This window comes from Rhodanobacter humi (assembly GCF_041107455.1).
Classification (GTDB): domain Bacteria; phylum Pseudomonadota; class Gammaproteobacteria; order Xanthomonadales; family Rhodanobacteraceae; genus Rhodanobacter_A.
In genome coordinates this window covers 585690-610302 of sequence record NZ_JBGBPY010000001.1, presented here as the reverse complement: position 1 = coordinate 610302, position 24613 = coordinate 585690, and the positions used below count along the sequence as shown (strand labels likewise).

14 protein-coding genes and 1 tRNA gene are annotated in these 24613 nt (G+C 68.3%); 12 read left to right on the top strand and 3 right to left on the bottom strand.

Features of this window, described 5'->3' with window-relative positions:
* The first annotated feature begins 16 nt into the window (after positions 1–16).
* The 12 genes from murJ to AB7878_RS02735 all read left to right on the top strand — a co-directional run bounded on the left by murJ (position 17) and on the right by AB7878_RS02735 (position 15091).
* A complete protein-coding gene (murJ, locus tag AB7878_RS02790; protein ID WP_369495708.1) occupies positions 17–1609 on the top strand; it encodes a murein biosynthesis integral membrane protein MurJ in 1593 nt (530 codons plus the stop codon).
* Positions 1610–1786: 177 nt separating this feature from the next.
* Complete coding sequence (locus tag AB7878_RS02785; protein ID WP_369492893.1) at positions 1787–2740, top strand: bifunctional riboflavin kinase/FAD synthetase; 954 nt, start codon at positions 1787–1789, stop codon at positions 2738–2740.
* 177 nt (positions 2741–2917) lie between these two features.
* The gene (locus AB7878_RS02780) at positions 2918–5890 is read left to right on the top strand and encodes an isoleucine--tRNA ligase (protein WP_369492892.1); all 2973 of its coding nucleotides are present in this window, start codon (positions 2918–2920) and stop codon (positions 5888–5890) included.
* A gap of 151 nt (positions 5891–6041) precedes the next feature.
* Complete coding sequence (gene lspA, locus AB7878_RS02775) at positions 6042–6542, top strand: signal peptidase II (RefSeq protein ID WP_369492891.1); 501 nt, start codon at positions 6042–6044, stop codon at positions 6540–6542.
* Between the two features lie 108 nt (positions 6543–6650).
* Complete coding sequence (ispH, locus tag AB7878_RS02770) at positions 6651–7610, top strand: 4-hydroxy-3-methylbut-2-enyl diphosphate reductase (protein ID WP_369492890.1); 960 nt, start codon at positions 6651–6653, stop codon at positions 7608–7610.
* A gap of 50 nt (positions 7611–7660) precedes the next feature.
* A tRNA-Thr gene (locus AB7878_RS02765) sits at positions 7661–7736 on the top strand.
* A 275-nt stretch (positions 7737–8011) separates the two neighbouring features.
* The gene (locus tag AB7878_RS02760; protein ID WP_369492889.1) at positions 8012–8623 is read left to right on the top strand and encodes a GspH/FimT family pseudopilin; all 612 of its coding nucleotides are present in this window, start codon (positions 8012–8014) and stop codon (positions 8621–8623) included.
* Positions 8620–9123 (top strand): type IV pilus modification protein PilV, encoded by a 504-nt coding sequence (pilV, locus tag AB7878_RS02755; protein ID WP_369492888.1) that lies wholly within the window; start codon positions 8620–8622, stop codon positions 9121–9123. The genes AB7878_RS02760 and pilV overlap by 4 nt, the downstream gene beginning before the upstream one ends.
* Entirely contained in the window at positions 9120–10112 is a 993-nt protein-coding gene (locus tag AB7878_RS02750; RefSeq protein ID WP_369492887.1) for a PilW family protein, read from the top strand. The genes pilV and AB7878_RS02750 overlap by 4 nt, the downstream gene beginning before the upstream one ends.
* A gap of 1 nt (position 10113) precedes the next feature.
* Positions 10114–10716: a pilus assembly PilX family protein gene (locus tag AB7878_RS02745; RefSeq protein ID WP_369492886.1), complete on the top strand. Its 603-nt coding sequence runs from the start codon at positions 10114–10116 to the stop codon at positions 10714–10716.
* Between the two features lie 75 nt (positions 10717–10791).
* Positions 10792–14601, top strand: a complete 3810-nt coding sequence (locus AB7878_RS02740; protein ID WP_369492885.1) for a pilus assembly protein — start codon at positions 10792–10794, stop codon at positions 14599–14601.
* A gap of 58 nt (positions 14602–14659) precedes the next feature.
* Complete coding sequence (locus AB7878_RS02735) at positions 14660–15091, top strand: type IV pilin protein (RefSeq protein WP_369492884.1); 432 nt, start codon at positions 14660–14662, stop codon at positions 15089–15091.
* A 40-nt stretch (positions 15092–15131) separates the two neighbouring features.
* Here AB7878_RS02735 and recD read toward each other — a convergent pair whose 3' ends face one another.
* The 3 genes from recD to recC form a co-directional block, all read right to left on the bottom strand.
* Positions 15132–17174, bottom strand: a complete 2043-nt coding sequence (recD, locus tag AB7878_RS02730; RefSeq protein ID WP_369492883.1) for an exodeoxyribonuclease V subunit alpha — start codon at positions 17172–17174, stop codon at positions 15132–15134.
* Between the two features lie 174 nt (positions 17175–17348).
* Positions 17349–21050, bottom strand: coding sequence for an exodeoxyribonuclease V subunit beta (recB, locus tag AB7878_RS02725; protein WP_369492882.1), 3702 nt, complete (start codon positions 21048–21050; stop codon positions 17349–17351).
* On the bottom strand, positions 21047–24562 hold the full coding sequence (gene recC, locus AB7878_RS02720) for an exodeoxyribonuclease V subunit gamma (RefSeq protein ID WP_369495707.1): 3516 nt from the start codon (positions 24560–24562) through the stop codon (positions 21047–21049). The genes recB and recC overlap by 4 nt, the downstream gene beginning before the upstream one ends.
* Positions 24563–24613 lie beyond the last annotated feature (51 nt).

The window sequence follows — 24613 nt, the reverse complement described above, 5'->3', positions numbered from 1 at the left end:
GATGAAGTCCCCCAGCATGTTCCGCGGGCTGCTCTCGTTCAGCAGCATGACGATGGTGTCGCGCGTGCTCGGCCTGGTCCGGGACATGTCGCTGAACGTGGTGTTCGGCGCCAATGCGGTCACCGACGCGTTCTGGGTGGCGTTCCGCATCCCCAACTTCATGCGCCGGCTGTTCGCCGAGGGCTCGTTCTCCACCGCCTTCGTGCCGGTGTTCACCGAGGTGAAGGAGAAGGGCACGCACGAGGACCTGAAGGAGCTGATGGCGCGCGTGTCCGGCACGCTGGGCGCGGTGCTGCTGGTCATCACCGCGCTGGGGCTGATCTTCGCGCCGCAGGTGGCCACGGTGTTCGAGCCGGGCGCGCTGGATCAGCCGCACAAGTTCGACCTCACCATCGACCTGCTCAGGCTGACCTTTCCGTTTCTGCTGTGCGTGTCGCTGACCGCGCTGGCGGCGGGCGCGCTGAACAGTTTCCATCGCTTCGCGTTGCCGGCGCTGGCGCCGGTGATCCTCAACATCTGCATGATCGTTGGCGCGCTGTGGCTGTCGAAGCGCCTGGCCGTGCCGATCATGGCGATGGGCTGGGCGGTGCTGGTGGCGGGTGTGCTGCAGTTGCTGTTCCTGCTGCCGGCGCTGCGCCGGCTGGACCTGCTGGTGTGGCCGCGCTGGGGCTGGGGTCATCCCGAGGTCAAGCGCATTCTCCGGCTGATGGTGCCGACCCTGTTCGGTTCCTCGGTGGCGCAGATCAACCTGCTGCTGGATACCGTGATCGCCTCGCTGCTGGTCACCGGTTCGCAGAGCTGGCTGTCGCTGTCCACCCGCTTCCTCGAACTCCCGCTGGGCGTGTTCGGCGTGGCGCTGGGCGCGGTGGTGCTGCCCTCGCTGTCGCGGCATCACGTGAACACGGATCGCGAAGGTTTCTCGCGGGCGCTGGACTGGGGCCTGCGGCTCACCCTGCTGATCTCGGTGCCCGCGATGTGCGCGCTGCTGCTGCTGTCCGAGCCGATCGTGGCCACGCTGTTCCAGCATGGCCGCTTCAACGCGTTCGACACGCGCATGTCCGTGCTGTCGATCCTGGCCTTGAGTTGCGGCCTGCCGGCGTTTGCGCTGGTGAAGGTGCTGCTGCCCGCGTTCTATTCGCGCCAGGACACCAGGACCCCGGTGCGCGCCGGCGTGGCGGCGCTGGTGGTGAACATGCTGGGCAACTTCCTGTTCATCGCGTTGCTGTTCGAGCTGTGGGCGCCGGCCGCGGTGCGCCAGGAGAGCTGGCTGTCCGGCATTGCGCAGGTGCCGGGCCTGCACCTGGCGCTGGGTATCGCCAGCACGCTGTCCAGCTACCTCAACTTCGTGCTGCTGTGGCACTGGCTGAAGCGCGCCGGCGTGTACGAACGCCAGCCGGGTTGGCTGCGCCACTGGCTGCGGCTGGTGCTGGCCTGCGTCGCGATGATGGCGGTGCTGCTGCTCGGGCGCTGGCTGTGGCCGGACTGGGACCACGCCGCCACTTTCACCCGGGTCTGGCGCCTTGCCGTGCTGGTGGCCGCGGGCGGGGCGGCATATGTCGCGACGCTGCTTGCGGCGGGTCTGCGCCTGAAGGACTTGCGGGCGGTGTAGGTCGGGCTTCAGCCCGACACTCCCCATGCTGTCGGGATGAATCCCGACCGGCGTCCTGTGTGATTGCGATCATCCCTGATCGCGAAGATCAAGCAGCGGCCATCCGTGGCCGCACGTTTCGCAACGGCCTGCTTCTCCGGCATTCGCGTGCGAATGCTTGCCCGATATACTTTCGCGATGACGAAACTTTCCCGCGATATCGCAGGCCCCTGCCTGGCGCCCAACGGCAGCGTGGTGGCCATCGGCGCGTTCGATGGCCTGCATCGGGGGCACCAGGCCTTGTTCGCGCAAGTGCAGCGCCGCGCGCGATCCCTGGGCTGCGCACCGGCGGTGGTGACGTTCGAGCCGCTGCCGCGCACCTATTTCTCATCCGAGCCGCTGCCCCGCCTTTCCAGCGCGCGCGAGAAGCTGCTCGGCCTTGCGGCGGCGGGTTTCGAGCAGGTGCACATGTTGCGCTTCAACGCCGAGTTGGCAGCGATGTCCGCCCAGGATTTCGTGCAGCGCGTATTGGTCGAGCGCCTGGCTGTCAGGGAGGTATGGGTAGGCGCGGACTTCCGCTTCGGCCACAAGCGTGGCGGCGACGTGGCCTTGTTGCGCGAGCTGGGCGAAAAGGCCGGTTTTGCCGGCTGCGTGATGCCGGCCATCCTGCTGGATGGCGCACGCGTCTCCGCCAGCCGCGTGCGCCTGCTGCTGGCGTCCGGCGAATTCGCCGGGGCAGCCACGCTGCTCGGCCGTCCATTCGTGATCGAGGGCAAGGTGGAATACGGCAACCAGCTGGGCCGCACGCTGGGTTTCCCCACCGCGAACATCCACCTGCGCAAGCGGGTCAGTCCGGTGCAGGGCATCTTCGCGGTACGCGTGGGTCTGGGCGAAAGCGAATGCAGCTGGCCGGGCGTGGCCAGCCTGGGCGTGCGGCCCACGGTGAACCAGGTCAGCGAGCCGCTGCTGGAAGTGCACCTGTTCGATTTCGAGGGCGACCTCTACGGCCGGCGCATGGCGGTGGAGTTCGTGGCCAAGCTGCGCGACGAGCAGAAATTCCACGATCTGGATGCACTGAAGGCGCAGATGGATCATGATGCGCGTTCGGCCCGGGAGATCCTGGGCATGAATCCCGTACTGGCCCGCGCATGACGTACCGCGAAAAGCCCAAGCTGATTTCCTGCCGTGAGCGCGTTCCCGCGCCTGCGGCCATCGTCATTATTATTTAAGGCATCCGCCCGCAGCGCGTGCGCCTGCCGCCGCGCGCGGTGGGCGGTACAACTGCGCTCCGGGCCGGGCGGCTTCGGGGCGAAACCACCGAGGCACCCGATGAGCACGGATTACAAGAGCACGATCAACCTGCCGCAGACGGACTTCCCGATGCGCGGCGACCTGCCCAGGCGCGAGCCGGACTGGCTGGCCGAGTGGGAGCAGGTGGGCCGCTACGCGCAGATCCAGGCGAAGACCGCCGGCCGCGACAAGGCCTTCGTGCTGCACGACGGCCCGCCCTATGCGAACGGCGCGATCCACATCGGCCACGCGGTCAACAAGATCCTCAAGGACATGGTGGTGCGCTCGAAGCTGCTCGCCGGCCATCGCGCACCCTATGTGCCGGGCTGGGACTGCCACGGCCTGCCGATCGAGATCGCGGTGGAAAAGCAGCACGGCAAGCCGGGCGAGAAGCTCGACGCGCGCGCGTTCCGCCAGAAGTGCCGCGAATACGCCGCCGAGCAGATCGACACCCAGCGCGCCGGCTTCAAGCGCCTGGGCGTGCTGGGCGACTGGGAAAACCCGTACCGCACGATGGACTTCAAGTACGAGGCCGACATGGTGCGCGCGCTGTCGCGCATCGTCGCCAACAGCCACGTGGTGCGCGGCGCCAAACCGGTGTACTGGTGCTTCGACTGCGGCTCGGCGCTGGCCGAGGCGGAGATCGAATACGGCGACAAGGTCTCGCCGGCGGTGGATGTGGCCTACGATGCGGTGGACGGCAACGCGCTGGCCGCGGCCTTCGGCGTGGACGCGGGCGACGCCATCGTCGCCGTGCCGATCTGGACCACCACGCCGTGGACGCTGCCGGAAAGCCAGGCGGTGGCGCTGGGTGCGGAACTCGAATACGCCTTGGTCGAAGGCCCGGCGCGCCATGGCAAGCGCGTGCTGCTGGTGATCGCCAGTGCGCTGGTCGACAAGGCCATCGCGCGCTATTTCCCTCTCCCGCTTGCGGGAGAGGGTGCCCGGAGGGCGGGAGAGGGTACAGGCAGAGCGCAGCTTTCCGGTTCCACCGAGCAACCCTCTCCCCCAACCCCTCTCCCGCAAGCGGGAGAGGGGAGCAGGGTGTTGGGCCATGCCACGGGCGCAGCGCTCAACGGCACGCAGCTGCACCACCCGTTCTACGACCGCATCGTGCCGGTGATCCTCGGCGAGCACGTCAGCGCCGAGGACGGCACCGGCGCGGTGCACACCTCGCCCGACCACGGCGTGGAGGATTTCGTGGCCGCTCGCGAGCACGGCATCGGCCTGCTCAACTACATCGGCGCGCGTGGCACCTACCGCGACGACACGCCAAAGGCCGGCGAGCTGGACTTGGCCGGCATGCATATCTGGAAGGCCAACGACGCCATCGTCGAGCTGCTGCGCGGGCGCGGCGTGCTGCTGGCGCACGCGAAGATCGAGCACAGCTACCCGAACTGCTGGCGCCACAAGACGCCGGTGATCTTCCGCGCCACGCCGCAGTGGTTCATCGGCATGGAACAGGCCGGCCTGCGCGCCACCGCGCTGAAGTCGATCAAGGACGTGCGCTGGGTGCCGGGCTGGGGCGAGGAGCGCATCGCCGGCATGGTGGCCGGCCGCCCGGACTGGTGCATCTCGCGCCAGCGCACCTGGGGCGTGCCGATCGCGCTGTTCGTGCACAAGGCCACGCAGGAGCCGCATCCCGATTCCGTGGCGCTGATGGAGCAGGTGGCCAAGCGCATGGAGCAGGGCGGCATCGACGCGTGGTACGACCTCGATCCAGCCGACTTGCTGGGCGACCAGGCGAAGGATTACGACAAGGTTACCGACGTGCTCGACGTGTGGTTCGACTCCGGCGTCACCCACTTCGGCGTGATCGGCCAGCGTCCCGAGCTGCAGCAGGGCAGCGCGTCGCAGTACAAGGTGATGTACCTCGAAGGCTCCGACCAGCACCGCGGCTGGTTCCAGTCCTCGCTGCTCACCTCGGCGGCGATCCACGGCCGCGCGCCTTACGACGACGTGCTCACCCATGGTTTCACCGTGGATGCGTCGGGCCGCAAGATGTCCAAGTCGCTGGGCAACGTGGTGGCGCCGCAGAAGGTGATGGACACGTTGGGCGCCGACGTGCTGCGCCTGTGGGTGGCCTCGGCCGACTACCGCAACGAGATGAGCGTCTCCGACGAGATCCTCAAGCGCGTGTCGGACGGCTACCGCCGCCTGCGCAACACCGCGCGCTTCCTGCTCGGCAACCTCGACGGCTTCGATCCGGCGAAGCATCTGGTGAAGGTGGAAGACAGCCTGCCGCTGGACCAGTGGGCCGTGCAGCAGGCGTTCGACGTGCAGCAGGCGGTGGTCGCCGCTTACGAGCGCTACGACTTCCCCGAGGTGGTGGCGCGCGTGCAGAACTTCTGCACCAACGAGATGGGCGCGCTGTACCTCGACATCACCAAGGACCGCCTCTACACCATGCCGACTGACAGCCACGGCCGGCGCAGCGCGCAGAGCGCGATGTACCGCATCGCCGAGGCGCTGGTGCGCTGGCTGGCGCCGATCCTCGCCTTCACCGCCGAGGAAATCTGGCAGGCGCTGCCCGGTCGGCGCGGCGAGAGCGTGCTGCTGGAAACCTGGTACGACGGCCTGGCCGCCACGCAAGCCTCGCTGGAACAGCGCCGCTGGTGGAGTGACCTGCTGGCGATCCGCGACGCCGCCGCGCGCGTGCTCGAAGGCATGCGCAAGGACGGGCAGATCGGCGCCGCGCTGGAGGCGAAGCTGGCGATCCACGCCGACGAGGCCACGGTGGCGCGCTACGCGCCGGCGATGGATGAGCTGCGCTTCTTCTTCATCACGTCCGACGTGCGCCTGGGCCAGGCCGGCGGCCAGCCGGACGACGCCGTGCTCACCGAGCTGGAAGGCGCTGACGTATGGGTCTCGGCCACGGTCAGCGAGGCGGCCAAGTGCGTGCGCTGCTGGCACCGCCGCGACGACGTGGGCCAGCACGCCGATCACCCGGAACTGTGTGGGCGCTGCGTGAGCAATGTGGAAGGGCCGGGTGAGACACGCCGCTGGTTCTAAGCTTGTGCTTGAGCCCCTCTCCCTTCGGGAGAGGGGTTGGGGTGAGGGTTCGGAACTTGCGAGTAGCTGCCTGCAAATCCGTACCCTCATCCGCCCCTTCGGGGCACCTTCTCCCGGTGGGAGAAGGGAATTCATCCTCCAGAGTTTCCGCATGACCACCAAACCCAACGCACTCCCCTGGCTGCTGCTTTCCGCCCTCGTCATCGCCCTCGACCAGCTCAGCAAGTGGTGGGCGCTGGCCGCGCTGCAGCCGGCCGGCCAGCCGCACCCGGTGATCCCCGGTTTCCTCAACTGGACGCTGGCGTTCAATCCCGGCGCGGCCTTCAGCTTCCTGGCCATGGGCGATGGCTGGCAGCGCTGGCTGTTCGTGGTGTTGGCACTGGTCATCAGTGCGGTGCTGGTGATGTGGCTCGCGCGCACGCCGCGACGCGACTGGCGCACGGCGCTGCCGCTGGCGTTCATCATCGGCGGCGCGATCGGCAACCTGATCGATCGCTTGCACGCCGCCCAGGTCACCGACTTCATCGATGTGCAGTTCGGCCAGTGGCACTACCCGGTGTTCAATCTCGCCGACTGCGGCATCACCGTGGGCGCGCTGCTGCTGGTGGCGTTCGGCCTGTTCGGGGGCAAGGGGCAGGGCGGCATGCGATAATCCGCGCTTGCCCGTAGGAGCGCACCCTGTGCGCGATCGGCTCTTCGCGAAAAGCCCCATCGCGCACAGGGTGCGCTCCTACACCGGTTTCGTTCTGCTGGTGCTTTCATGGACATCCTGCTCGCCAATCCCCGCGGTTTCTGCGCCGGCGTCGACCGCGCCATCGCCATCGTCGAACGGGCGCTGGAGTCGTACGGCGCGCCGATCTACGTGCGCCACGAGGTGGTGCACAACCGCTACGTGGTGGACAAGCTGCGCCACGACGGCGCGGTGTTCGTCGAGGAACTGCACGAGGTGCCCGACGGCGCCACGGTGATCTTCAGCGCCCACGGCGTTTCCAAGGCCGTGCGCGGCGAGGCCGAGCAGCGCGGCCTCAAGGTGTTCGACGCCACCTGCCCGCTGGTCACCAAGGTGCACATGGAAGTGGCGCGGCTGGGCCGCATCGGCCGCAGCGTGGTGCTGATCGGCCATGCCGGCCATCCCGAGGTGGAAGGCACGATGGGCCAGTGGAACCCCGCCAACAGCGGCGAGATCCTGCTGGTGGAATCGGTGGAGGACGTGGCGGTACTGATGCCGAAGTTCCCGCATCTGCTGTCCTACGTCACCCAGACCACGCTGTCGGTGGACGACACCAAGGCGATCATTACTGCACTGCGCGCGAAGTTCCCCGACACCGAGGGGCCGCGCAAGGATGACATCTGCTACGCCACGCAGAACCGCCAGGACGCCGTGCGCCGGCTCGCCGACGCGGTGGACCTGATGCTGGTGGTGGGTTCGGTTAACAGCTCCAACTCCAACCGCCTGCGCGAGCTGGCCGAGAAGCAGGGCGTGCGCTCGTTCCTGATCGACGGTGCGGAACACATCGAACGATCCTGGCTGGATGGCGTGGGCCGCATCGGCCTCACCGCGGGCGCCTCCGCGCCCGAGAAACTGGTGCGCGACGTGATCGCCCGCCTGCAATCCTGGGGTGCCGGCGCGGTGCGCGAGCTGGACGGCGAGGCGGAAACCATCACCTTCGCCCTGCCCAAGGAACTGCGCGTCGTCGACAGCGGCCCGATGGCGGGCTGATCCGGCTTGCACCCCATCCGGCCGCCCCGTAAACTTCGCGGCTCGCCATCGCCGGAATAGCTCAGTTGGTAGAGCGGCGCATTCGTAATGCGTAGGTCGCAGGTTCGACTCCTGTTTCCGGCACCAGGTCACGACAAAAGGCCCGCAGCGATGCGGGCCTTTTGTCGTCCGGGGTGCCTGCGGTTTTCCTGCGCGGGGGCGACAAGGCTGAGCGGCCGGCAGAACATCTTTTGAATTCCGCCCGCGGCGCATCCCAATCGGAGCCGGATGCGTGACGGTGATCAGGTTTCGCGACGCCGGCATGCCGTCTGTCGGCAAGTTCTTGCCGTTCGTCATCGCAAATACTTGACGAATTAACTTGCGTCACTAACCTGCGAATCCATGGGTTCAGGGGAGTGATCATGCAGGTCCAGCCGCAGTCATGGGGCATCTTGTCGGGCGAGGCGCGCGGGGGCCGTGCAGTCGGTGGCCAGGCAACCGCGTGGAGTTCCCAGCGTGGCTTCACCATCGTCGAACTGATGATCACGGTCGCGGTGGCGGCGGTCCTGCTCATGATCGCGGTGCCGAGCTTCAAGAGCATCACACTTTCCAACCGGCTCAATACCGCCGCCAACGACCTGGTCAACGCGATCAGCGTTGCGCGCATGGAGGCGGTCAAGCGGAACGCCAGCACCCAGTTCTGCAGCAACTCGGCCAGCGCCAACACCAGCGAGACGCTCGGTAGCGCCTGCGGCACGGAAACCGGCGCGGTCTGGGCCATGCGTGGCGGCGCAGCCAGCCCGGTGCTCGCTGGTGCGGTCAGCCTCGCCGAGCCGGTCCGGATCAACGGAGATGTGACCGCGCTGCAATTCACCGCGCAGGGACAAGCCCGCAAGGCGGGCACCAGTTCGCCTTTCAACGATCTGGTGGCGGACATCTGCACCAGCCAGATGAGCAGCGACAACCACCGCAGGATCACCATGACGGCGGGCTCGATCCTCGCCACCACGACCACCAGCGGAGACTGCCCATGAGCCGCACCAGCCTTCCCGTGCGGCACACGTTGCGCCCACGCGTGCGTCAGGCCGGCGTCGGTCTGATCGAGGTGCTGGTTGCCGTGTTGGTGCTTTCCGTCGCCTTCCTCGGGGTGGCGGCCTTGCAGGCTCGCTCGCTCGCCACCAGCAACAGCGCGATGGCGCGCAGTCTGGCCACCATCGCCAGCTACTCGATCCTCGACGCCATGCGCGCGGATGTCGGCAGTGCCCGGGCCGGCAGCTACAACCGCACCGGCAGCTCGGCGCTCGCGGCCAGTGCCTGCCCGGATGCGACCGGCGCGATGGCCGACGTACAGCTCGGGCAGTGGTGTGCGCAGCTGGCCCAGGGCCTGGGCGCGGTGGACAGCACCACCGGCCAGGTGTCCTGCACCGATGCCGGTAACACCGCCGACTGCACCGTCACCATCACCTTCGACGACAGCCGTGCCGGCACGGGCGGCAGCAACGTCCAGACCGTTGCCACCAGGGCCATGCTATGAAACGCCATCCGCTTGCGGGCTTCACCCTGATCGAGCTGATGGTGGCGATGCTGTTGGGCCTGGTCGTGATCGCCGGCGTCACCAGCGTGTTCCTCGCCAACCAGCGTGCGCACCGCACCAACCTCGCGCTGGGTGACGTGCAGGACAACACCCGCATCGCCTTCGAGATGATGGCGCGGGATATCCGCGATGCCGGCCTCACCGGCTGCAGCAACGACGGTCGGGTTGCGAACGTGCTCAACAACGGTCCGGCCGCCGGTGGCAGCGCCTGGTGGGCGAACTGGAACCACGCGGTGGTGGGCTACGGCGGCAGCCAGACCGATCCGGCCGTGACCACCGGGACGGCGGAGAGGAACCGGGTGAGCGGCACCGATTCCCTGGCGTTGCTGGGCGGCGAGGGCGTGGGCGCAAGCGTGAAGGCGAATGCCGAGCCAGCCGCCACGTTCACCCTCAACGAGGCCAGCACTGACTTGAAAACCGGCGACGTGATGGTCGTGTGCGATCCCGACCACGCCACGCTGGTGCAGATCACCGGACTGGGCGGCACCACGCTCAGCCACGTGGGCGCCACCGGCTCGCCGGGCAACTGCACCACCGACCTGAACTACCCCACCGTCTGCAGCAGCAGCGCCAGCTATGTGTTCGCCACGAATGCGCAGATCACCCGCTTGCGTGCGGCCGACTGGTACGTGGGCAACAACCCGGACAAGGGCCGGTCGCTGTATCGCGTCAGCCTGGCCAACAACGCCGGAGTGCCCACGCCTACCGCCGAGGAAATGGTGCGCGGGGTGACCAACATGAGCATCGCCTACCACCAGTCGGGCAATACCGGCTTCGTGGCGGCCAGCGGCGTGAGCAACTGGGCGCAGGTCGATGCCGTGCAGGTGCGCCTGTGGCTGGAGAGCGCCGACCAGCACGCCGGCACCGATGCCAAGCCCCTGCAGCGCAATTTCACCGCCACCACCACCGTACGCAACCGGGTGAATTGACATGCCCACCGCAACGACCATCCGTTCGTCCTGCCATCAACCCATGCCACGACGCGCGGCACAGCGTGGCGTCGCCCTGGTGGTGGCGCTGCTGTTGCTGGTGGTGATCACACTCGTCGGCTTGGCCGCGGTGCGCGGCACGATCATGCAGCAGCGGATGGCCGCTAACCACTTCGACCGGCAGGTCGCCTTCCAGAGCGCCGAGGCGGCGATGCGCGCCGCCACGGCGCTCATCGCGAGCAACCCCGGCGACATCGCGCGCAACTGTCAGGCAGGTGGCGTGTTCTGCCAGGGCAACCCGTTCGACGACCCGAACCTTGATGCCTCCAAGATCATCACGGTCGCCAAGGGCGCCGGCACGGGCCAGTTCGATGCCGGCACGCTGGCAGCCAGCCAGCCGCAGTACGTCATCGAGAACATGGGCAACTGGTACAACCCCAGCACCAGCACCGGCTACGGCCAGAGTGCCAACTCCCACAATTACGGCGCCCAAGGCACCTCCACCACCGCCGTGTACTACCGCGTCACCGCGCGCAGCGGCGATCCTGCCCTGGTGGGCGATCGCGCCGTGGTGGTGCTGCAGGCCATGGTCAGGCAGGGCTGACCCCGCATGCCTTCCACGAGTCCGACCGGGCGCATGGGCCGTTCCATGCCGCGCCATTCCGAAGAGCGAGCCGCCATGAGCATCGTGTCCCGTTTGCGCAGCAAGGCCGCCAAGTTCCTGGCCAACCTGCTCGCCACCAGCCTGCTGGTATGCATCGCGGGTATTGCACCTGCGATGGCGGCCACCGTCAGCGTCGACCAGTCGCCGCTGATCATCCAGCGTTCGTTGCCGCCCAACCTGGTGCTGATGCTGGACGATTCGGGGTCGATGGCTTGGGATTACATGCCGGACTGGGGCTATTTGAGCAGCACCGCCAATGACGCTGTGCGCAACGCCGGCATCAACGGAACCTACTACAACCCCAGCGTGACCTATTCGCCACCGCCCAAGGCCGACGGCACGTTTTATCCGAATTCACCTGGGTTGACCAGCGCCTACAAGGACGGCTTTCTCGATACCAGCACGACGGACGTGACCCGATATTCGAGCCCATATCAGACCAAATTCCCGTACTACACGATGTTTGCCATCGTGACGACGAGCACCTATGCGGCGACGATGGCGTGTGCTTCGGGGGATGCGCTGCAAACCAGCGGGGCAAACAGCGGCAAGTGCCAGCACAACAGTGGTACCACCAAGAACCCAGCCTACACCTATTACGCACCGAATGTCCCTGCCTGCGACAGCGGCGACACCGTGAACGGTTCACAGTGCACGAAAAGCACGACGACCAATAAGTACTATTTCACCTATACGACCGGCACGAAAAACACCCAGAATTACGTCGGTGTGGTGGGAAGTTGCGCCAGCCTTCCTGATGCCCAGAAGGCGGTCTGCGACGATAGTGTCTCGGCTCAGCAGAACGTGGCCAACTGGTTCTCGTACTACCGCACACGCATCCTGATGGCCAAGAGCGGGCTGATGAACGCGTTCGCCACCTTGGATGCGACATTCCGCGTGGGTTTCGGTTCCATCAATGGCAACAACGATGGCAATCTGCCGAGTGCGTCCGGTGCGACCTGGACGAACGGCAGCAACGGCAACGTCATGGCCACGGTCAAGCCCTTCGGCGACGGTTCGTCGGTTACGCAGAAAGCCAATTTCTGGAAGTGGGTGAGCAGCGGCAAAGCCAATTCCGCCACGCCGTTACAACAGGCCTTGAATGCGGTCGGCAAGTACTACCAGACGGACCAGCCGTGGTCCGGGATGAGTTCGGATCCGGACAACGGCACCGCTGCGGGCAGTTCGGAATTGGCCTGCCGCCAGTCCTACACCATCCTGACAACGGATGGTTTCTGGAATGGGAGCGTACCTGCGGGTATTGGTGAGCAGGACAGCGTCGACGGACCGGGCGAGATCCAGGGCGAGAACGGGCAGAAGTTCGCCTACAAGGCCCAATTGCCCTATGCGGACGGGTCGCAGACGAAGGCGTATTCGGCCAAGCAGAGCAGCAAGGCTGCGTGCCAGCAGCAGTACAAATCGATCACGGGATCGCTCAACGGTTGGAGCGATGGCTATTACTCGGGCGGTCGGTGCACGTTCAACTACACGGATGCGGCTGGCACCCAGGACACACTTGCCGATGTGGCGATGAAGTACTGGAAGACGGATTTGCGCCCGAATACGAAAAACGAGGTGCCGGCCAATGTGGAGGATCCGGCGTTCTGGCAGCACATGACCACGTTCACGCTGGGCATGGGCTTTTCGCCGGTTTACTACGAAGGTGGTCCGGTCATCCCGATGGACCAAGTCTTCGCCTGGGCCAATGGCGACAGCAGCAAGGCGATCGGCGGATTCGCCTGGCCCCAGCCCAGCAGCGATGACATCGCCAACATTGCCGATCTCGCGCACGCTGCAGTCAACGGCCATGGCGGTTTCTACTCAGCCAAGAGTCCCGAGGATTTCGCCAACGGCCTCAAGGAAGCCCTGAAGCGCGCCGCCGAGCGCGTGGGTACTGGCGCGAGCCTGGCCGCGAACTCCACGCAGCTGCAGACCGGCACGGTGGCCTACCAGGCGAACTACTGGACGGCCAAATGGAAGGGTGACCTCAAGTCGCTGGCGGTGGATTCGTCCACCGGCGCGATCGCCACCAGTCCCACCTGGACCGCATCGACCAAGCTGCCCACGTTGGCAAGTCGCAACATCATGACGTTCAATCCGGCAGCCACGGCGGGCAGCCAGTTCGTGGCGTTCAAGCTGGGTGCGGGCAATGCGCTGCCGGCGCTGTCCACGGCCCAGCACACGGCCCTGGGTTCGGTGGCAGGCACAGCGACGAGCGAGGCCGACCTCATCAACTACCTGCGCGGCGATGCCTCGAAGGAACAGTCCAACGGCGGCAGCTACCGCAACCGCGACACCCCAGTGGGCGACATCGTCAACTCGCAACCGGTCTATGTGGGCGCACCGAACGCGAACCAGTTCTATACAGAGAGCTTCACCGGCTCGACGGTGTTCGCGAAATACGCGAGCGACCAAAGCGGTCGGGCCGGCACGGTCTACGTGGCGGCGAATGACGGCATGCTGCACGGCATTGACGCGGGCACAGGTGCCGAGAAGTTCGCTTATCTGCCGGGCGCGGTGATCACGGCCGGCCTGGGCGCGCTGGCGAGCCCGGACTATGGCAGCGCAGTGGCGCACGGTTTCTTCAACGACGGTGAGCTGACCGTGGCCGATGTTTATATCGGCAGTCCGGCAGGTTGGAAGACGGTCCTGGTGGGCAGCACCGGGCGGGGCGTCGCCAAGGCGGTGTACGCGCTCGACGTCACCGATCCAGCCGATGTGAAATTCCTGTGGGAGCGTTCGGCGAGCGATGGGTTGACGAACAGCAGCTACATCGGCCAGATGTCCGGCAAGCCGGTGATTGCCCAGACCGCGAATGGCAGCTGGTCGGTACTGATGGGCAATGGCTACAACAGTGCAGCGGGCAAGTCGGCGCTGCTGCAATTCGAGCTTGCGAACGGCACCCTGCATGCGCACGCCACCACCGACACCAGCGGCCTGGCCGCACCGGCGGTGTGGATGGATCCGTCGGGCAACGGCATCAGCACGGTGGCCTACGCGGGCGACGCGAACGGCAACGTGTGGTCGTTCACGCTCAATGATTCCAGCGGCACCAGCGCAACGGCGACGCCGGACAGCGATGGCGTGAAGATCTTCGTCGCGAAAGATGCCAGCAACAAGGTGCAGCCGATCACCGCGGGCATGCTGGTCGGCAAGGATCCCGCCACCGGCAACACGTGGGTGTTCTTCGGCACCGGTCGCTACCTGAGCACGACGGACCTGACCGATACCAGCGTGCAGAGCTGGTACGGCCTGATCGTGCAGTCCGGCACCAGCGGGCTGGCGGTGACTTCGGGCATGACGCGCAGCGCCAACCTCGTACAACGTTCCATCACGGCCGAAGCGGGCAACGCGCGCGCCGTCACCACGCTGGGCGAGGCGGCTGCGGCGGATGCGTCGATCACCGGCAAGTCGGGTTGGTACATCGACCTGAAGTCACCCATCGCCGGTGCCGAGGGCGAACGCATGGTCACGCCCAACCAGTTCCAGGGCAACCTGCTGCTGGGCACCACGCGCATTCCCAAGGCCAGCGATCCCTGCAACCCGTCCGGTAGGGGCTGGATTCTGGCGCTGGATCCGTTCACCGGCACCAATCCGTCACAGCCGTTCTTCGACCTCAACGGCGACGGCAAGGTGGATTCCAACGACACGATCGACGGCAAGCCGGCCGCGGGCATCGGGTTCAGCTCGCTGCCGAACAATCCGATCTTCGTCGGCAGCGCGATGCTGACCAGCTTCGACAACGGCAGCACGTCCAGCACCCAGACCGCGAGTTCGACCGGCGCACTGCAGCGCGTGTCCTGGCGCGAGCTGATCGTCCATTGAGGAACGAGTGATGAAAAGTCTTGCGTCCATGGGCAGGTGGATCGGGCGTCATCGAAAGATGGCGCGCGGTTCCGGTTTCAGCCTGATCGAGTTGATGATCGTGGTGGCGATCATCGCGATCCTGGCGGCCATCGCGTTTCCCTCGTACACGCGTCATGTCGTCAAGACCAAGCGCGTGGCGGCGCAGGCCTGCCTGTCGGAGTATGCGAACTACATGGAGCGCTACTACACGACCAACCTGCGCTATGACCAGGACACCAGCACCACACCGGTGGCGAACCCGGTTTCCGCCGGGACGCTGGTGCTGGATTGCGCGTCGGCAGCGCGGACCGGCAATGACTACAGCTACACCACGTCGGCGATTGCGGCGGCCAGCTATCGCCTGACGGCCACACCGCAGGGCGCGCAGGCCAGCCGTGACAGCCAGTGCAGCACACTCTCGCTAGACCAGACCGGTGCACGCGAGCCGGCCACGGCCGGTTGCTGGTGAGAGCCCGTCCCATGCGGAGGCATGGGACAGGTTTCCGAACTCAATCCCCCTGCAGCCGCGCCGCGAGCCCCGAGTGGCGCTGCGTGCGGCGGTCGATGGTTTGCTCGATGACCGCCGCGTTGCCGACGAGGCTGAACCAGCGGCGGGCGCGGGTGATGCCGGTGTAGAGCAGTTCGCGCGTCAGCACGGCGTTCGGCTCGGGCGGCAGCAGCAGGGCGGTGTGCTCGAACTCCGAGCCCTGCGACTTGTGCACGGTGAGCGCCCAGGCGGTTTCCGCGTCGGCGAGGCGCGAGGGCGCGACGAAGCGCAGCCGCGTGCCGCCCGCACGATCCGCGTCGGTGGCGAGGAAGGCCACGGTCAATCGCGTGCCGCCGCTGCCGTCGGCGGCGGGCAGGCGGAGGCACAGACCGATGTCGCCGTTCATCAGGCCCAGGCCGTAGTCGTTGCGGGTGAGCAGCACGGGGCGCCCTTCGTACCAGCCGTGCTCGCTTTCGATCAGCCCGCGCGCGCGCAGCGCGGCAGCGAGTTGCCGGTTCAGGCCTTCCACGCCGTGCGGGCCGCGGCGCAGCGCGCACAGCAGCTGGAAGCGGTTGAATGCTTCCAGCGTGCCACGGGCCCAGGCTTCGTGCGCCGTCTCGCCGGCGTCGGCGGCGGGGCGATGGGCGTGCAGCCATTCGAGATAGTGGCGATAACCGCAAGGCGCGTCGCCGTGCTCGGGCGAAGCGGCGATGCCGTCGATCGCCAGCGCTTCCAGTGCGGCGGCATCCGCGTTCGGCAACCAGGCGAGATCTTCCGGCGGCGCAGCCAGCAGGCCTTGCACGGCGGGCGCATTGCCCGCGTTCACCGCGTGCGCCAGCCGGCCGATGCCGCTGGCCGCACCGAAGCGGTGGCTCACGCGCAGCATCGCGATGCGCTGGTCCAGCGGTTGCGCGCCGGGCTGCACGAAGGCGGCGATGTCGTCGCCGGTGGTGGTTTCGATCCATTGCGCAGTGGCGGCGTCGTAGTGGCCGGCTTCGGCGCGGCGGCACAGGTCGCCCAGCACCGCGCCGGCCTCCACCGAGGAGAGCTGGTCCTTGTCGCCGAGCAGGATCAGCCGCGTGTCGCCGGGCAGCGCGTCGAGCACCGCCGCCATCATCTCCAGGTCGATCATCGAAGCTTCGTCGATCACCAGCACGTCCAGGTGCAGCGGATTGCGCGCATCGTGGCGGAAGCGGCGCGTGTCCGGCCGCGCACCGAGCAGGCGGTGCAGGGTGACGACCTCGGCGGGGATCGCCGCACGCACCGCCGCGTCCACGTCCAGCCGTGCGAGCTGGGCGCTGATCGAGGCATTGAGCCGCGCCGCGGCCTTGCCGGTGGGTGCGGCGAGGCGGATGCGCAGCGGTTGCGCGTGCTCGCGCAGCTGCAGCGTCTGCAGCAGACCGAGCAGGCGCACCACGGTGGTGGTCTTGCCGGTGCCGGGGCCGCCGGTGATCACGCCGAAGGCGCCGCGCGCGGCCAGCGCGCAGGCGATGCGCGGCCAGTCGGGCATGGGGCTTGTTGCAGGAGCGGCCGTAGGAGCGGCTTCAGCCGCGACAGGAATGCTTGCGGCATCGTTATCGCGGCTGAAGCCGCTCCTACGATCGGTAGGAAACAGCCGCGCCAATTCCTCGGCGAGGTGCGGCGACGACGGTTCCGCGCGCGTCACGCGGGCGAGGATGCCTTGCGCCACCTGGCGCTCGTGGTTCCAGTAGCGGCGCAGGTACAGCCGCGTGCCGTCCAGCACCAGCGGTGCGTTATCCGGTTCGCCCGCGCGGTTCGCGGCGAGCAGCGGCGAGGCGGGTAGGCCGCCGGCGCGCAGCTCGTCGGCCAGCGCGCACCAGTCGGCGGGCCAGTCCTGTTCCTGCGCCAGCGTGGACAGCAGCTCCAGATCGAGGCACAGATGGCCGTCGGCCAGCTGCCGGCTGAGCACGGCGGCCAGCCACAGCAGCGCGGGCGCGCTCCGCGCATCGCGTTCGGCGAGGAAGCGGGCGAAGGCCACGTCCAGCGGCCGCAGGCGCTGCTGTTCCAGTGCGCGGTCGAGCAGGGTGGAGAGATCGGTGCTCATGGGGATGCATCCTCCCGGTGCCATGCTTCTGACGTCGGTTGTCTGCGGTCGTCATGTTCGCGGAAGCGGGCATCCATGTTGCCGTGGAAGCTCGTCGAGCCGATGGATTCCCGCTTTCGCGGGAATGACGTCCTCACGGGGGCGGGAGCATCGTGGGTTGGGGTGGGGTGCTCTTCAAGCATGTGCACGGGCAAGTCCCCCGTTGGCAAACAGCTGGTCCAGCGCGTCGACCAGCACGAACGGCAGCCGTTCGCGGTGCACCCCGTGGCCCGCGCCGTCCACGCCGCGCAGGTAGAGGTAGAGCACGCCGCCCATGTGGCGCGCGTAGTCGTAGCCGGGCAGACGGGCCTGGAGCTGGCGGTGCAAGGCCAGCGTGTAGATCGCGTACTGCAGGTCGTAGCGGCTCTGCAGCACCGACTCGCGCATCGCCGCCGCAGTGTAGGCGCCGGCGTCGCGGCCCAGCCAGTTCGACTTGTAGTCGGCCACGTACCAGCGGCCTTCGTGTTCGAACACCAGGTCGATGAAGCCCTTGAGCATGCCGTTGACCAGCGTGGGCGCGAGCGCGGGGCGCGGCGCGCCGGTCAGGGTATGCGTCGTAACGAGTCGATCCAGCGCCTGCGCCTGCACGTGATTCGCCTCGAACCAGAATTCCAGCTCGGCGCGGTAGCGCTGTGGATCGGTGAGCGCGGCCAGCGGCATGGTGTCGCCGTTGGGCAGCGGCAGGGGCGTGCGCAGCAGGGTGGGCAACCAGGTGCTCAAGGGCGCGATCCAGCGTTTCCAGTTGTGGGCCTGGCAGCGCCGCGCGATGGTTTCCAGCAGCAGCGGCGAGGGCGCGGCGGCGCGAGCGAAGCCTTCCTCGGCGCAGTGCTCCAGCAGCTCATGCAGGAAGGTGCCGGGCGCGGCGCCGCGATCGAAGGCGTGGATGTTGGCCTGGATACCGGCAACGCCGGTATCCACCATGGGTACGGTTTCTGCTGGCAAGGCAGTCTCGCCGGATGCGGCTGTCGCTTCGTCGATGGTCTGGATGGCTTCGGCCAGCGTGGACTGGCCTGCGGTTTCCGGCGCACCGTGTGACGCATCTGCCTCGTGCTGGGCCAGCGCACTGTAGCTGGCGATCCACCACGGCGTGTGCGGGGGCCGGGTGCAACGGCGTGCATCGCGCGGCTGGATCGCGTTGCCCTGGGGCCGGTAGCGCTGCGTGTCGGCCTGCTCGGGCAGTTCGGCGACGTGGATGGCGTCCTGGCCTTGGGCGAGCTGGTCGACGCGCGTGCGCAGCTCCACAGGCTCGATGGGCAGGCCGCCGGCCAGCACATAACCGAAGGCGGACTTGTGCAGTTCCGACGCCTTGCCGTTGCCGTTCTTCAGGCAGGCCACGCCCAGCCAGCACAGGTGGCGGGCACGGGTGAGCGCCACGTAGAGCAGGCGCAGATCCTCCTGCAGGCGTTCGGCCTCGGCGTGCTTTCGGGCCTCGGCATCGGGGCGCAGGTCGAAGTGCGCCGCGCCGTGCGCGTCGTGCCACAGCAGCGGTTTCTTGTCGCTGGTTTCGCGGAAGCCGCAGACGAAGGGCAGCAGCACCACGGGGTATTCCAGGCCCTTGGATTTGTGGATGGTGACGATCTTGATCAGCGCGGCCTCGCTCTCCAGCCGCACGATCTGCTCCTCGGCGGCCTCGCCGCCGGCGGGGTTGGCGATTTGCGCGGCGAGGTGGCGGATCAGCGCGTGCTCGCCATCCAGCCCGCTGGCGGCCTGCTGCAGCAGTTCGGCCAGGTGCAGGAGGTTGGTGAGCGCGCGTTCGCCGGCGGCGCGGGCGAGCAGCCGCGCCGGCACGCCGAAGCGGTGCAGCAAGTCGTGCAGCATCGCCAGCACGCCGTGGCGCTGCCACAGCGCGTGCAGCTGGCGGAAGTGTTCGCCGCAGGCTTCCCAGTGCGCCTCGTCGGTGTTCAGACGATCCAGTTCGGCCAGGCTCTGCCCCATGCACGGCGTGGCCAGCGCCGCGCGCATGGCGCGGTCGTTGCCGGGCTGGGCGCAGGCGGCAAGCCAGGCAAGCAGTTCCGTGGCCTCGGCGCTGGCGTACACCGACTGGTTGTCCGAGAGATAGACGTGGGCGAGGCCGCGCGCGCGCAGTGCCGCGCGCATCGCCGCGGCGTCGTGCCGGTCGCGCACCAGGATGGCGATGTCGCCGGGCTGCAGCGGCGTGAGCTTGCCGCGCTCGTCCGCGAAGCCGCAGCGGCCTTGCTGCGCGGCGCTCAGCCACGCCACCAGCTGCGCGGCGGCGTGTTCGGCCATGCTCTCGCGCCAGGCGCCCGAGCTGAGTGTCGATGTGGACGTCTGGACGGCCATGGGCATGGCGGGCAGGGTCTCGCCGTCGAGCTGAAGTTGCTCCGCGCGGCCCTTGGCGGCCACCTCGATGAAAGGCAGCGCCTTGCCGAAGCCGAAGGCGCCGTCGTCGTACTGGTCGGCAAACAGGAAGACCCGATTGACGGCCTTGACCAGCGCCGCAGTGGAGCGATGGTTGGTGCCCAGCGTCCAGTGCGGCTGGCCGGCCTGCTCGCGCGCGGCGAGGTAGGTGTGGATGTCGGCGCCACGAAAGCCGTAGATGGCCTGCTTGGGGTCGCCGATCAGGAGCAGTGCCTTGCCTTCGATGCCCGCGTAGTTGCGTTGCAGGATGCGCCACTGCAGCGGGTCGGTGTCCTGGAACTCGTCCACCAGGGCCACCGGGTATTGCGCAGCGATCAGGCGCGCCAGCGCGTCGCCCGCCGCGCCATGCAGGGCGGCGTCCAGCCGTTTCAGCATGTCGTCGTAGCCGAGCTGGGCCAGCCGGCGGCGGGCTTCGTCCACGCGCTGCGCCACCCATGGGGCGGCGTGGGCGAGCAGCAGCGGAGGAAGCGCCAGGGTTTCGGCCCGGCGGGCTTGCAAGTGTTCCAGCGCGGCAAAGGCCGGGTGCGCAGGGGTTCGCTTGTCCTTGGCGGTGCATTCGGTCAAACGCGACTGCGTGAAGCGCGCCAGCGTATCGTCGCCGAGTTCGCCGCCCTGGGCCCACGCGCGCATGGTGGCGAGGTGGCAGGGAAGGTTTTTCGGAACGACCAGGTTGCCCTTGAGCACCTTGGTATCCGAGGCCGTGAGCAGCATGGCCTCGATCGCGTCGACAGCGGCCAGCCACGCTTGTCGGGCCGTGGCCTCGGCCTCGTGCAGCGCGCCGGCGGGGACGTCGAGCAGGTCCTTCGGTTCGCGCGGCGTGGGCAGTGGCTGGCCGCCCAGCTGCAAGCGATCCGCGTGGGGCAGCAGGGGCGCGAGTGCCTTTTGCAGCTCCGCCGGGGTCTTCCACGCGCCGAGGAACACGGCGGCAGCCTCGCGGCCCAGCGTGAACACATGGCCGCGCCAGTAGTCGCGCACGGCTTCGACCAACAGCTCGGCTTCGTCGGCCACGGTATCGCTGACCGCGGCCTCGCCGCTGGCGAAGGCGTGCTGGCTGAGCATGCGCTGGCACCAGCCGTGGATGGTGAACACCGCGGCCTCGTCCATCCACTGTGCGGCCAGTTCCAGCTGGCGCGCGGCACGGGCGCGTTGCTCGGCGTCGGGGTAGTCGGCGATCAGCGCGGCGAGGAAATCGTCGGGCGCACGCTTGTCGCGGAAGGCTTCGGCCGCTTCCGCCAGCCGCGTGCGGATGCGTTCGCGCAGCTCGGCGGTGGCGGCCTTGGTGAAGGTCATCACCAGGATCTGCGCGGGCAACAGCGGCGCGCCGCCGCCGTGGCCCAGCACCAGGCGCAGGTACAGCGCGGCGATGGTCCAGGTCTTGCCGGTGCCGGCGCTGGCTTCGATCAGCTGAGTGCCGGCCAGCGGCAGGCGCAGCGGGTCGAGCGCTTGCGTGCTGTTCATGCGTCGTCGTCCACGACGCACGCGGCGTCCAGCAGGGGGCGGTACAAGTGCAGCCAGTCCTCGAAGCCGGCGGCGCGCAGGGCGGCGAAGTCGGGCCAACTGCGGGCGAGGGCGGGCTCCTCGTCCACCTCGCCGCGGCCGTGCTCGCCGTCGCTGTGGTCGTAGTGCCTGCTGGCGACCGCAGCGGTTGCGTCTGCGAGGGCGGCGGCGGACTTCTGTTTGTCCGGCGGGGCTTTTGCGTTTGCCGCCTCGACCTGCAGCCAGGCGAACGCGGTCTTGCGTGCGAGCGGCAGCGGCGCGCACAGGCCGGCGGCGAAGGCGGCGAGCAGCGCGCCGAGATGGCGTTGTGCGTCGGCGGTATCCAGCGGGCGCAGTTGCACGATGGCATCGGGCGCCACGATGTGGGTGGTGACGGGCAGCGCATTGGCGTTCGCCAGCAAGTGCGCCGCCCAGTGGGTCAGCAGCTTGTCGTGGCGCAGCTTCTTGTCCGGCATGAGCTGGCTCGCCGTGGCCACGAGGCAAACGTGGCCGCCGTCGTCGTCCGTGCGCAAATCGTCCAGCGCGTCCTCGATGCTCAACCCGTGCGCCACGCCGTGCAGCGCGTGACTTTCACCGGTGAGTGGATAGTGGGCATCCAGCGCGTGCCAGCGCGTGGCGACGCGCGCGGCGGCGGCTTCCATCGGCGCCAGCGTCAACACCCCGAAGTTGCCCGGCGGCAGCGCGCCTTGTTCGTGCAGGCGTTTGGCGGCGGGCGCCAGCGCCTCGTTGCCGGCGTGGATGGCGGTGCGCAGCAGGGCGTCGGTGAGCTGGTGGTTTTCCAGCGGATCGAGGGCGAAGGGCTCGTGGTCCGTGTCGGCATCGTCGTCGCTGGAGAAATGCACGCCCAGGCGTTCGGCGTAGAAGAGCTTGGCCGGCGAGCGCAGGAAGCGTTGCAGCAGGGCGAGGTTCAAGGGTGTTTCGCGCGGCCACGGCGTGAGCGGGGCGGCTTCGGTTTCGCGGCGGGGTTGCCGTGCACGCTGCCACTCGGCGGCGTAGGTGAACAGGCGCGCGTCGCTGGCGGCGTCGAAATAGCTGGGGCTGAAGGCTTGCAGCGGGTAGCCGGTGGTGAGGGCAAAAAGGGGGGCAGAGTCGCCTTTCGATGACGGGTCCGTTTCTGATTCGATCGCCTCGCCCGAAAGGCGACTCTGACCCCTTTTTACCCACCCCGCGGTGAGGTAGTCGCGCAGTTGGCCCACCAACACCGAGGGCGGCAGTTCGCTGTTGTCGCGCGCGCTCTTGCCCACCCAGCTCACGACCAAGGCATCGCGGGCGGCGAGCAGGGCTTCCAGAAACAGGTAGCGGTCGTCCTCGCGGCGCGAGCGGTCGCCGGGACGTTGCTGGCCGGGCGTGGCCATCAGGTCGAAGTCCGGCGCATTCGCGCGGCGGGGGTAGGCACCGTCGTTCATGCCGAGCAGGCACACCACGCGGAAGGGGATGGCGCGCATCGGCAAGAGTGTGCCGAAGCTCACCGCGCCGCCGAGGAAGCGCTGCGACAGGCGGTTCTCGTCCACGGCGGCCAGCCAGTGCTCGCGCACCACGGCCAGGGGGAGCGTGTCGGCGAAGCCCGCTTCGCTGCAGGCGCGTTCCCAGGCCTCCAGCGCCTCGTGCAGGCGTTGCAACAGCACGGCGTCGTCGTCGTCGCGGCCGGCGTCGAACATCGCCGCGAGCAGGCTGCGCAGACGCGCACCCCATTGCGCGGGCGTGGCCGGCGTGGCGAGCAGTTGGCCATAGTGGTCGAGCTGATCCAGCAGCAGCACCAGCGGGCCGACCAGGGCGGCATCGAGGCCGCCGACTTCAGCGTAGGGCGCGATGCCGTCCAGCGATGCGCCGTCACCCACGGCGTAGCCCAGCAGCATGCGGCGCAGGCCGAAGCGCCAGCTGTTCTGCTCCTCGGGCGGCAGGCCGAGGTTTTGCTTCTGCGCGCCGTCCAGGCCCCAGCGGATGCCGGCGCCTTCGATCCAGCGGCGCAGCAGCGGCAGGCCGGCGTCGTCGAGACCGAAGCGGCGGCGCAGCGCGGAGGCGTCGAGCAGGTCGAGGATGTCGCCCGCGGCGTAGCGCGATTCGGGCAGGCGCAGCAGCTGTTCCAGCGCCACCAGCAGAGGCGCGGCGCCGCGCGCGGGGCGGTCGGCGATGCTGCAGGGCAGGTAGCGCGGATCGTCTGGCGGCAGGCGGCCGAATACGGCCTGGATGTGCGGCGCGTAGGTCTGGATGTCCGGCACCATCACCATCACGTCGCGCGGCGCCAGCGGCCTGCCGTCGCGTGCAGCCTGTTCGAACATCGCGAGCAGGTTGTCGTGCAGGATCTCCACCTCGCGCTGCGGGTTGTGCGCGATGTGGAAGCGCAGCGAGTCGTCGCCCGAAATCAGCGGCTGGCGTTGCACGGGATCGGCCGGAAGTGGTTCGAGGTCGAGGATGGCCTGCTGCACCTGGTGCAGCAGGCTGTCGCGGCCGGGATCGACGAACAGGTCGATGTCGCGGCCCAGCGCGGCGAAGCGGGGGCGGTAGGCATCGGGACGGTCGAAGCTGTCGAGCAGGCGGATGTAGTCGCGGCCTTGCTTGCCCCAGGCGGCGAGCAGCGGGTTCGCGTGCAGGTGCAGTTCTTCGTACTGCGGTGTTTCCGGCAGACCGGGCTTGCCGGCGTGGCGGTGCTGCGCGGCCTTGAGCAGCTCGCGGTCCTCGATGATGTCGGCCCAGTAGTGCCGGCACGGGTTTGTCACCAGCAGCAGCACCTGGCAGACGCGGCCCAGCGCGGTGAGCGCCTCCAGCGTCTGCTGCGGCAGCGAGGAGATGCCGAACACCACGAGGCGCCGCGGCAAGGCGGCGGGGCGTTGCTCCAGCGCCACGGCGTGCGCGAGGAAGGCGCGATGCATGGCAGCGCGATGGCTGTCGCGCTGTGCGGGGCCGACATCTTCCAGCAGCGCGCGCCACAGTGTCGCCTGCCAGCGTTGCGAGGCGGGCAGCGGCTCGCGACGTGCGCGCAAGTCATCGCGCAGCACGTCGCGGCCATGCCCCCAGTCATCCAGCCAGTCGGCGCGATAGACCTGGTACTGGTCGAACAGGTCGGCCACCTGCTGCGCGAGCTGGAACAATTTGACCGGGTCGGTCTGGCCTTCGCCCAGGAAATGCCGAAGCGGCGCGAAGTCGGCGTGGCCGAGCTGCGTGGGCAACAGCCGTATCAGCCGCCAAGCCAGCCGCGACTTGTCGAACGGCGAATCGGCGGGCACCGCCTCGCGGCCCAGCACGGCGCGATACGCCTGCCACAGGAAGCGGCCGGGCAGCTGCATGTCCACCGCCGCGCTGATGCCCATGCCGCCGGCTCCGCGCGGGCGCGCCAGCGCCAGTTTCAGCCACTGCGCGATGCCGTTGCTCTGCACCAGCATCGTCTCGTCTTCCAGCGGCGCCAGCGGCGTGCGCGCCAGCCATTCGACCAGCAGGTCGCGCAGGTCTTCCAGGTGGTTGCCGTGCACGACCATCAAGCCGGGCTGGATGGCGTCTGCGACTGTGGCGGATGAGGGAACTGGCAC